The following is an 11642-nucleotide window of genomic DNA, read 5'->3' as shown; positions in this document are numbered from 1 at the left end:
AATAGAATAAAAATAAGGGAAAGTGCCCTTTTAGCCGTTAAATCAACGTTGAGTCGCACTGTCCCTTATTTTTTATCGCTAATTCAAACTGAACGAAAATTCAATATCACGGTCAGCTGGAATATGATATTGCTCCTCAACATCTGCACCCCAGCTATCAATTCCACCGACACCACGAACTGCTCCGGCAACTACTAGAACTGTCCGCCGAGCCAATGGCAATTCTTCAATGTGGGTTGCCGATTCAAGCTCTTCTGCGGTGTATGGTAAGCAACTGAAATTAAATGGCTTATCTGCTTGACTGACCTTCAAGGAGAACGGTGCTGTTGAATGATCAGCATTATTTTCGGTTATTTCCCGGGTAATAGTAAGGTGCTCAGTTTCCATATGCATCCCGTTTTCCTGAGGAACTAAGTACTTAGCAACAGGAAGACCATCAACATGATATTTCCCGTGTTCAGCACCAGCCATTCGGTCAGGATAGGTTTCACCAGATAGCCCTTCATAGTCAAAACCAGTCGCTGCGGTTGGCATAATGAAACGAAGACCAAAGACAGGTAAACTAGGAAGATCCTGATGACCAAAGTAATGAGCCTTAATCTTAATTTGACCGCCAGCAGTTACTGTATAAGCCACGGTAACCTTGGTTGCAGGAATAGTTAACGTTTCGTAAGTGAATGTAATCGTTACTTCACTAGCAGTTTCGTTATTCGTAAATTTATTTGTCTCTGGGGCAATTGGTAAGTGATCAAATTGCTGACCGTCAACAGTTAACTGAGTTTGATCACTGAGACACTTCGTAAAGGTATCCGCAGCTAACCATTGTGCTGACTTAATATTAAAGCCGCTTCCTCGATCATTATCAGTGGTTGCTCGCCAAAATGTTGGGGTTGGTACCCGATAAAGCCACTCTTTACCGTTTAATTTTAGTGATTCTAGGCCGCCCTTTTCGTAACTAAAGATATAGTGAAAGCCATCACCACCAAGTCCCAGCGTTCCGTCACCGTAGATCACGTGTAATTTATTTGTGTAAACCATAGTAATAACGTACCTCCTGCATAGCTGGTTTTGGTGTCCGGTCAGCAAACATTAGACCATCACCAGAGAACTCATAATCTGAATGGCGATCATCAAAGTCGCCACCATACCGCATAACCATTTGTCCACTAATTGGGTCCTTTACTTGGAGTGCTTGATCAATGAAGTCCCAAATGAAGCCTCCAAAGTATTGCGGATACTTATCAAGAAGCTTAATGTAAGAACCCATTCCACCAGCAGAGTTCCCCATATCATGCATGTATTCACATTCCATAAATGGCTTGTCTGGATTATTCTTCAAGTATTCTTCAACCTGCTTTGGTGGCAAGTACATCCAACTTTCAACATCTGAGATTTGATCCCGATAATCCTTAGTACCACCCTTTGGCAGGTAGTTAGCCGGATCCAAACTTGGAATTTGGTCACTATAATCATGCGTATGACAAACACCTTCATAGTGAACTAGGCGACTATCATCATGTTCCTTATAGAATTGTTGCATTGCTACCAAATTATCCCCAGCAAAGGATTCGTTGCCAAGAGACCAGAAAAGAATTGCAGTATGGTTCTTAAAGTATTCATAGTTGCTTCGTGCCCGATCAACAACTACCTCTTTCCATTGAGGAACCGAACCTGGAACATTATATGATGGTTCAATTGCGCCCATTTTTTGCCAAGTAGCGTGTGATTCAAGGTTATTTTCAGCCATCATGTAAATCCCGTCTTGATCACAGAGGTAGTACCACGGAATCTGATCTGGGTAGTGACATGTCCGCACGGCATTAATATTATTTTCCTTAAAGGTTTGAATATCGCTCAGCATATCCTTCATCGTTACTGAACGCCCGCGATGGTCATCCCATTCGTGACGGTTAACCCCATTAATAATGAGCCGCTTTCCATTTAACAGGACAACATGTTCAGGACTAATTTCAATCCGCCGGAAACCAAATTGATATGGAACTAACTCAATCAGGTTGCCATTTTCATCATGGATTTCAATCAATAATTGGTAAAGGTAGGGATCGTGATTATCCCACAGATGAACATCCTTAAATTCATGCGGTTCAATTGCAACCGACTCGTCAATCGATTTGGTTTCATCCAGCAAAGTAGTCCCATCATGATCCTTAACCATGACATGAACACTTCCAGCCTGTTCACCAACAAGATTAAGGTCCATTGACAATTCGCCATCACGGTAATTATCAGCAACCCGCGGCTTCAATGTGAAGTCTTCCAAGTGCGTTACCGGTTGGGCTAGTAGTTCAACACTTCTAAAAATACCAGAGAAGCGGAACATATCCTGATCCTCAATCCAGGAAGCGGTACTGTGCTTAAATACCTCTACCGCAATCACGTTGTCCTCATCCTGAATATATGGGGTGAGATCAAACTCAGATGGCGTAAAACTATCTTCAGCGTAGCCAATGAAGTGACCATTCAGCCACAAGTACATTGACCGCTCTACTCCTTCAAAACGAACCCGAATTTGCTTGCCCCGCAATTCATCATTCAGGTCAAAATGCTTCAAGTAAAGGCCGACAGTGTTATCTTTACCCTCGCTAAAGGAGCCTTCTTCAGGATCGTCCTGACTTAATGCGTATGCCGGGCGACGATAGATTTTACCTTCCCATGGAATTAAGGTGTTGATGTAATTATTCTGTGCATAGTCGCTTAACTCAATTTCACTTGGAACTTCGATTTGATCAAAGTTACTAGCGTCAAAATCGACCTTGTAAAAATCCTTAATCCTTTCCTGAGGCGTTTGGGCAAACTTAAATTGCCACTGACCATCAAGGCTCTGTTCAAAACTACTCTTGTGGCGTTGCCATTCCGCATAATTGCGGTAAAAGTGGTGGTCACTATGTGCTGGCAATTGATTAACCCGAAATGTCTCCGGATCATCCAACCATTTTATCTCTGCTTCCATCGACGAAATGCCTCCTCAAAAAATCATTACAATCTAAGTATAGCGCTTTCATCAGTGTAAAGATAGGCTTTGCTAGACAAGAACAGCTGATAATGACTAATTTCTATGATGAAAGAAGCATTAACTAGCCATTTTCAAGAATGCTTAAAATTTTTAAAACAAAAAAGCACTTAACCAAACAGTTAAGTGCTTTTAGTAGTGCGGCCGAGAGGACTTGAACCTCCACGGTCATAATCGACCATAAGATCCTTAATCTTACGCGTCTGCCAGTTCCGCCACGGCCGCATATCAACCAACGAATATTATTATAGCAAGATCCCTATTCGTTGGCAACAACTTTTTTTAATTTTTTAGGATAAAATGGTGACCACACCGTCGGCAGACATAACGAGCAGTGTTAAACCGTCGTTGACGCGCAATCCTAATCCCACATCCAGTACACTGGTAGTACCAATAATGGTGGGTACTCCGCCTGGTTTTTGCTTTACTCGTTGCCGGAGCATAGCGGGAACCACCAACTTTGGCTAATAATTGACGAAAATCAGTGCTTCGATGACGGTAATCATGTCCGGTTAAGTGAAGGTGGTAATGACAGAGTTCATGGAGCACTACCCGTTTTAAGTTAGCTAAATCAAACTCGGTATACATTAGTGGATTAATATCAATATGGTGATCATTTAAATGATAACGGCCACCAGTTGTCCGCAAGCGGGAATTAAAGAAGATTTGATGCTCAAATGGTCGGTGGAAACTTTCCATCGAGCATTTTTCAGTTAACTTTTGTAATTGTTGATTATTCATTAGTGCCGTCTTGAGGAGCAATCATTGTTAATTGGATCCGTTGACGCTTAAGATCAACGTCATCAATCCAAACATCAACAATGTCACCAACAGAAACGGCTGATCGTGGATCCTTGATGAACTGCTTACTCATTTTAGAAACGTGAACAAGGCCGTCATGCTTAACACCAATGTCAACAAACGCACCAAAGTCAACAACGTTTCTCACTGTTCCCTGGAGTTTCATCCCCGGCTTTAGATCGTCAATCTTCATTACATCTTGGCGAAGTAGCGGTGCGGGCATCGAATCACGTAAGTCACGACCCGGCTTTTGAAGCGATGCGATAATGTCCTTAACCGTTTCTTCACCAGCATTTTCCGTAGTAAAGTCGTCAACATCAATCTTCTTTAACTGCTTTTCAGCAGCGTCGGAGCCGAGACTATCAACATTAATCTCAGCGGTCTCCATAATCTTCTCTGCAATCGGATAACTTTCAGGGTGGACATCCGTATTATCAAGCGGATTATCACCATTAACAATCCGTAAGAACCCAACCGATTGCTGATAAGCCTTAGGACCCAATCTTGGAACATCCTTCAACTGCTTTCGGTTAGTGTATTTCCCATGCTCATCACGGTATTTAACAATGTTCTTCGCAGTAGTCTTGTTTAATCCAGAAATCTGGGTTAACAGTTGGTAACTCGCGGTGTTCAGGTTAACCCCAACTCGGTTAACTGCCCGCTCAACAACTGCATCAAGCTCACCAGCTAGTTCCTTCTTTGGCAAGTCATGTTGGTACTGACCGACACCAATTGCTTGTGGTTCAATTTTCACTAGTTCAGCAAGTGGATCCTGAAGTCGCCGGCCAATACTAATTGCACTCCGTTGTTCAACATGAAGATCAGGAAATTCATCCCGGGCTTCCTTACTTGCCGAATAAACGGATGCCCCTGCTTCATTCACAATCACATAGTAGACCGGCCGTTTTATCTTCTTGAGAGTGTTCACAACAAACTGTTCAGATTCACGGCTAGCAGTCCCATTACCAATTGCGATCATCTCAACATGGTATTTTTCAATTAAATCGATTAATTGTCCTTCAGCCTTTGCCCGCTCTTCTTCTGGAGCCGGCTTGTGGGGATAGATAACCGCCTTAGTGAGGAACTTCCCGTTTTCGTCCAGTACAGCTAACTTACAACCAGTCCGGTAAGCAGGATCAAAGCCCAGAACGACTTTCCCCTTAATCGGTGCCTGCATTAATAAGTGATAAAGATTTTCACCGAAGACCTTAATTGCTTGCTGATCTGCGTCTTCTGTTAATTGGCGACGAATTTCCCGTTCAATTGCTGGTCCTAAGAAGCGCTTGTAAGAGTCTGTATAGGCATCCTCGATTAATTTAACCGTGGCGTTTTCCTTGCTTGTCCGAATCAACCGAAAGTGAAGATAATTCAGGACTGCATCATCATCAACGTTAACTTTAACGTTCAAAATGCCTTCCTTTTCTCCCCGGTTAATTGCTAACACTTGGTAAGAACTTAAATCCTTTACGGGACTTGTAAATTCATAGTATTGTTCATACGTTTTTAGCTCGTCCTTTTCCTTACCATTGCGCTTTACAGCGGTCATTAATTGGCCGTGTTGTCCCATAAAGTTCCGCAACCAGCTCCGCACAGTTGACATTTCACTAATTGCTTCAGCCAAAATTTCGTGAGCACCATTCAATGCATCCTCAACAGTCTTAACGTCATCGTTTAGGTACTTCGCGGCTTCAACTTGTGGATCAGTATCGGGATAAGTTAATAACCAATTAGCAAATGGTGCCAGGCCATGCTCCCGAGCAACTTGAGCCTTTGTTTGCCGTTTTTGCTTATATGGCAAGTAAAGATCTTCAACGGTCTGCAGCTCAGTTGCCGCTAAAATTTGCTTTTCCAGAGCAGGAGTCAGCTTACCAGCTTCCTTGATTTTATTAATAACGGTTTGCTGACGCTCAAGCAGTGTCGTCGCGTGCCGATATTGGTCATGAATTTCTTGAAGCTGCACTTCATCCAACGTCCCGGTCGCTTCTTTCCGGTACCGGGCAATGAATGGGATGGTGTCCCCCTCATCCATTAACTTCAAAGCTGCTTTAATTTGTGATTCATGCAGTTTTGGGAGTTGCTTGCTTACTAATTTAATCGATTTTTCGTCCATACAATCCTCCGTCAGTAGTTTTACCGCCACCAAGTATCAGCGGGGTTAATTGGCTGGTGACGCTTATGTTGTGTTCGCTTGTACCAGTTTTCAATTGTCGTTGCTGCCTGTGAGTCAACATTTTTCCCTTCCAGGTAGTCATCAATTTCCTGATATGAAACCCCAAGAGCCTTCTCATCAGGCAGCATTGGCTTATCGTCTTCCAGATCAGCAGTTGGTACTTTCTCGTACAGGTGTGCTGGCGCATTTAAGTATTCCAACAATGCTTTCCCCTGGCGCTTATCTAACCCGGATAATGGTGTGATGTCAGCACCGCCATCCCCAAATTTAGTATAGAAACCGGTAACTGCTTCAGCTGCGTGATCCGTACCAACAACCGCACCACTGTGTTCACCAGCAATTGCATATTGAACAATCATCCGTTCACGAGCCTTAATATTGCCCTTATTAAAATCACTGATGTTGGCGCCGGCCGCTGTTAATGATTCAAGCAATGCATCGGTTGACGGCTTAATATTAACCCGCACCATCTTATCAGGATGAATAAACTGGTCAATTGCCATCATCGCATCAGATTCGTCCGCTTGTTCACCATATGGCAACCGGACCGCAATAAATTGGTATCCCTGATCGCTAGTTTCTTGACGAAGCTTTTCCACTGCTAACTGTGATAAACGACCAGCTAATGATGAGTCTTGACCGCCAGAAATCCCCAGAACCAAGGTTTTCATCCCCGTCTTTTTGAGGAAACTAGCTAAAAAGTCAACCCGCCGTTCAATCTCAGTCGCTGGATCGATTTTCGGCTGGACATGAAGAGTTTTAATGATTGTTTCTTGTAAACTAGTCATCTTTTTTCCTCCTAATTACCAAGAGTCTTTACATACTCATGGATGCGATGAATCATATTAAGCTTATTATCATAGCACTTCTGTGAAAGATCTACTGGATATACTTCTGGGTTAAGATCCCGCTTATATTCATCCCACAGGGCATCAAGGTTCTGCTTCCGCCGTTGTCGAGTTTCTTCCAGACTTGGTTCATCGTAAACAAACTGACCATCCTTCCAAATATCCTTCAACATTGGTCGTGCCTTAAAATCATCCACGTCTTTTTGCTGGAGAGGAAAGTCGGGATTAAACATGTTTAACGAGCGTTGTTCACGAGGGTCCTCATCTGCCAAAGTGATGTAGTCACCCTCGCTCTTATTATCCGCACAGTCATTAATCCGCCAAACCTGCTTCTTCCCTGGGGTAGACATCTTGCTAATGTTATTTGAGAGCTTAATTGTGTCAACCATCTTGCCATCATCGTCTTCAATCGCAACGAGCTTATAAACTGCTCCTAACGTTGGTTGGTCATAAGCGGTAATTAATTTTGTCCCAATTCCCCAAACATCAATCTTGGCACCCTGCATTTGAAGATTTTGAATTGTCTTTTCATCAAGACCATTTGAGGCAAAAATTTTAGCATCCTTAAAGCCGGCATCATCAAGGAGCTGCCGTACCTGCTTTGAGAGGTAGGCCATATCGCCACTATCAATCCGCACACCAAGGAAGTTGATTTTATCGCCGAATTCCTTAGCAACCTTAATTGCAGCTGGAACACCACTCTTTAACGTATCAAAAGTATCCACAAGAAATACACAATCATGGTGAGTTTCAGCATAGGCCTTAAATGCATCATAGTCATTGCGGTATGCTTGAACGAGCGCGTGGGCGTGGGTTCCAGAGATAGGAATCCCAAATAGCTTCCCAGCACGAACGTTACTTGTTGCATCAAAGCCACCAATATAAGCAGCCCGAGTTCCCCACAAGGCCGCATCAAATTCCTGTGCCCGTCGTGTTCCAAATTCCATTACCGGTTGATCCCCAACAATCGATTTGATCCGCGAAGCTTTGGTTGCAACCATAATTTGATAATTAATAATATTTAACAGTGCTGTTTCAACTAATTGAGCCTCTATCATCGGTGCATCAACTTGCAGAATTGGCTCATGGTTAAATACCAAGTCGCCTTCTTCAAAGCTCCTAATTGAACCAGTAAACTTAAAGTCTTTCAAGTAATCTAAGAAGTCATCAGCAAATTGACCAGTTGACCGGAGATAATCAATGTCACTTGCCGTAAAATGAAGACTTTTAATATAACGAATAATATGATCCAGACCAGCAAAGACTGCATAACCATTTTGAAATGGCATTTTGCGGAAAAAGGCTTCAAAAACGGCCCGGCGGTTTCCTTGCCCTTGCTTCCAATATGTTTGCATCATGCTAAGTTCATACGCATCGGTATGAAGAGCTGTACTATCATCTGGATAATTAAATTTCATTGTTCAGTATCCTCTCACTTATGTTAATAACCAACATTGTAGCACGATTTTTACTTTTCCAAAACGAACTCAAATCGCGAACCAACGTATTGAGTATGAACGTATTCAAATGGTGTCCCATCCTGCAAATACGATAATTGTGTCATCCGTAATAATGGATCGCCACGCTTAACATTTAAATAGGTTGCAATTCGTTCATTCGCTTTAGTTGCGGAAATATGCTGAACTGCATGTCCAGGATAAAGGTGCGCCTTGTGCTCAAGAGTCTCCCAAAATGAAGTTGTTACTTCTTCTTTGCTTAATCCCTTTACTAAGTTAGCTGGGATGGTTGCCACTTCAAAACAGATTGGAACGTCATTTCCTGACCGAATTCGCTCCATCCGGACAACCTGATCCCCTTCCTTGAGAGCTAATTTTTCAATTTCAACTTGAGAAGGAATCGTTAAATGATACGAAATAGTGGTACTGGAGGGAACCTTCCCTAAGGACTTCATCAGGTCCGTAAAACTTGTTACTCCAGACATCCGTTCTTGAACTTTTCGGTTGGCAACAAATGTTCCAGACCCAACCCGGCGTTCAAGAATCCCTTCATCGACAAGTTCTTGAATTGCTTGCCGTAACGTCATCCGGCTGACATTAAATTGACCAGCCAGTTCCCGTTCAGCAGGAATCTTTTCGCCAACTTTCCATTTGCCATCCTCAATGTTCTCCCGTAATTGATTATGGATCTTAATATATATTGGTGAACTCATGCTGCTCGTCCTCCTTACACCATTTAGAACAATAATTAGCTATTTACAATTGTAACATCAATTAATAGGATTAGACCAATTTCAAAACAATTATTAAGAAAAAAGGTCCTAACGTTTTATAAAGCAACTGCTAGAACCTTTTCAGTAAATTTATTAATTTTCGTTGCGAATTTTCATTGCCCGGTCAAGGGTCCGGCCAACGATGATTGACTGTGAATCAGCAACGGGATACTTAGTTTCAGGATTCATTTCTTCAGCATAGGAAAGCTCCGTGCAGCCAAGGATAACAATGTCACAGTGTTCTTCCTCAATCATCTTTCTGACAAGCTCATGATACTTCTTGCCATCAGAATGGCCGCTCTCCTTAATATCATGGTAAATTAAGTCCTCAGTCATTTCCTGAATTTCAGGAGTAGCTTTAACTTCCTCATAACCAGCATTTTGGATATAAGAATCGTAAATCCCAGATACCATCGTTCCATCTGTTCCTAAAAGGCCAACCCGCTTAGCATCAGGCTTTAACCGCTTAATTTCGTTAACGGTTTCTTGAAGCATGTTAAGAATCGGGACATCAGTAGCCGCTTGTAACTCATCAAAAGAATAGTGGGCAGTATTACAAATGAGGACAAAGAATTCTGGCTTAAGGAGACTTTGTTGTTTAATGTCTTCAATTAAAGCCTTGGTTGGACTCGGCTTACTATGATCAAGGATCCAGCTTGTGCGGTCAGGAACCGTTGCGTGGTTAACCACGATGTAATCTAAATAATCCTGATCACGCTTTGTTGGTGTCCGTTGATCTAAAATCCGCATATAACTTTCTGTGGCTAATGTTCCCATCCCACCAAGAACTGTAAAAAACTTTTTCATGATTATAACCTCACTTTATGGTTTCTGATTTCTTATCCTAAGCTAATAAAGCAACAAAAATTGGTCCTAGTAAGGTAATCCCGACATTTCCCATGATATAGGCCGGCGTTAATGCAGCGGCAAAATATGCTCCACCTTCTGAACCAGCTTGGTCAGCAATCTCTGTCATTACTGCCGCACAAGTCCCTGAACCAGTTAAGCCACCAATCAATGCTAAGGGTTCCATATGTAATACATAACGACCAAATAGCAGCGTTAACAGGTGAGGAGCAATCGCAATAACCGCACCGATAAACAGCACACCGATCCCTAAAGACTTAATCGCACCAGTGAACGCTTGGGCTGACTGAAGACCAACTGTCCCGACAAAGAGCGTTAACCCCAGATTTTGGAAAAAGGCGGTCACTGTTGGTGGAATTGAATCATGATCACGGTGTCGGGAAATCCACGTACTCAGGGCTAATCCCATTAATAATGCAGCAACACCGTTTCCTAGTTGTAACGGAATTCCATTCAATTTTAATCCTAGTATTCCTAATAAGGAAGCACCTGCAATTCCAAGTGAAAAGAGCGAATAGTTAATGGCTAACGCACTGGTATGCCACCGCCCCATTTTCTTTAAGATTGCCGATGTTCGTGACGTGTTCCCGGTCAGTGAGATTACATCCCCAGGACGCAGTTGATTAAATAACTGTTCATTCCCTGTATCTGGATCCTGAATATTGATGAAGACCCCGTGTTGCCGCAGGTGGGCTAACTGAGTCGGCTTGAAGTTCTTTCCTAAGACAAATTTTCGTTCTCGTGGTGCTTTAGTCGGTGTTAAGACTTCGTTAATTCCTTTAATGCCGTGCATTCGGTCAAAGTGAATTGCATACCCAATTACCGTTATCAGATCGCCAGGTTGTAATTTGTATTCCAAGTGGTCAGTCATTTCATCGCCATGAAAGGCAACTAATGCAATTAGCCGATAGTGACTCCACTTGTTAAAGCCACCAATTGTTTTTCCAACCAGTGGCGAATCAGCGTTCAAGCGATACGTCCGTCGCCAGGTCGGGTTAGGTTTTTTGGCATGAAAATGATACTTCCGCGCCATTAGCGGGCCTCGTGTGCTGACCTTAATCCCAAGGAGCTTGGGAGCAATATCACGAAGAAAAATAATAACCCCTAACGTCCCAAAAACATAGGTTAATGCATAGGCAACGGGTAATTGTGCTTCGTACGTTGAACGAACGGCACTGCTTACCGGCAAGGCGCCAATTGTTCGCAACGAACTGGCAACGGTTGAGGACTGAGTCAGCGAACCAGCAATAATCCCCGAAGCTACTCCTGGTCCAATATGGAATACTACAAACAATCCCCATGAAACAAGAAAGGCCGCTACCAACCAAAAAATACTAATAATCAAGATCCGTGACCCGAAGATCTTCAGACTTGTCATCATCTGTGGCCCTATGCGGTAACCAACAGAAAACATAAAGGCACCAAAGAAAATTGTGCCAAGCATCTCATCACGCGGGAAGGCCCCAATTTGACCAACGATTAACGTAACAACCAATGTTGCCACCGTTGCGCCAATGCTAAACCGTCCCCCGATTTTATAATCCCCAATCGCAAAGCCTAAAGCCATGCAGATAAACAAGGTGAAAACTTGGTTATGAACCATAAAGTGAATAATTGTATCAACCATAAGAATTTCTTTTTTTATCCCTCAAATAATTCCTTGAATCTGTTCATTACAGTCATTCATTTTAACAT

The 11642-nt window shown here is 42.8% G+C and carries 9 protein-coding genes and 1 tRNA gene; all 10 read right to left on the bottom strand.

The features are described from left to right. Nucleotides 1-78: 78 nt before the first annotated feature. Nucleotides 79-1038 carry a beta-galactosidase small subunit gene (locus N4627_RS01405; RefSeq protein ID WP_260964857.1) on the bottom strand — a complete coding sequence of 320 codons (960 nt, stop codon included), beginning with the start codon at nt 1036-1038 and terminating at the stop codon, nt 79-81. Further along, entirely contained in the window at nt 1022-2971 is a 1950-nt protein-coding gene (locus tag N4627_RS01400; RefSeq protein WP_260964856.1) for a glycoside hydrolase family 2 TIM barrel-domain containing protein, read from the bottom strand. Before N4627_RS01400 ends, N4627_RS01405 begins: the two co-directional genes overlap by 17 nt. 199 nt (nt 2972-3170) lie before the next feature. Continuing rightward, nucleotides 3171-3256: transfer RNA gene (locus tag N4627_RS01395), tRNA-Leu, on the bottom strand. 57 nt (nt 3257-3313) lie between these two features. Further along, a complete protein-coding gene (locus N4627_RS01390; RefSeq protein ID WP_260964855.1) occupies nt 3314-3772 on the bottom strand; it encodes a SprT family protein in 459 nt (152 codons plus the stop codon). Further along, complete coding sequence (locus N4627_RS01385) at nt 3765-5942, bottom strand: Tex family protein (protein WP_260964854.1); 2178 nt, start codon at nt 5940-5942, stop codon at nt 3765-3767. Before N4627_RS01385 ends, N4627_RS01390 begins: the two co-directional genes overlap by 8 nt. A 20-nt stretch (nt 5943-5962) precedes the next feature. Beyond that, on the bottom strand, nt 5963-6790 hold the full coding sequence (nadE, locus tag N4627_RS01380) for an ammonia-dependent NAD(+) synthetase (protein WP_003717497.1): 828 nt from the start codon (nt 6788-6790) through the stop codon (nt 5963-5965). Nucleotides 6791-6801: 11 nt separating this feature from the next. Next, on the bottom strand, nt 6802-8268 hold the full coding sequence (locus N4627_RS01375) for a nicotinate phosphoribosyltransferase (protein ID WP_260964853.1): 1467 nt from the start codon (nt 8266-8268) through the stop codon (nt 6802-6804). Nucleotides 8269-8318: 50 nt separating this feature from the next. After that, nucleotides 8319-9020: a GntR family transcriptional regulator gene (locus N4627_RS01370; RefSeq protein ID WP_003717495.1), complete on the bottom strand. Its 702-nt coding sequence runs from the start codon at nt 9018-9020 to the stop codon at nt 8319-8321. Nucleotides 9021-9173: 153 nt separating this feature from the next. Then, nucleotides 9174-9887 carry an aspartate/glutamate racemase family protein gene (locus N4627_RS01365; RefSeq protein ID WP_260964852.1) on the bottom strand — a complete coding sequence of 238 codons (714 nt, stop codon included), beginning with the start codon at nt 9885-9887 and terminating at the stop codon, nt 9174-9176. A 37-nt stretch (nt 9888-9924) separates the two neighbouring features. Beyond that, nucleotides 9925-11574, bottom strand: coding sequence for an aspartate-alanine antiporter-like transporter (locus tag N4627_RS01360; RefSeq protein ID WP_098044930.1), 1650 nt, complete (start codon nt 11572-11574; stop codon nt 9925-9927). Between the last annotated feature and the right edge of the window lie 68 nt (nt 11575-11642).

The organism is Limosilactobacillus vaginalis, assembly GCF_025311515.1.
Taxonomy (GTDB): Bacteria; Bacillota; Bacilli; order Lactobacillales; family Lactobacillaceae; genus Limosilactobacillus; species Limosilactobacillus vaginalis.
The sequence above is the reverse complement of the archived record's forward strand: the minus strand, read 5'-3'. Positions and strand labels throughout refer to the sequence as shown.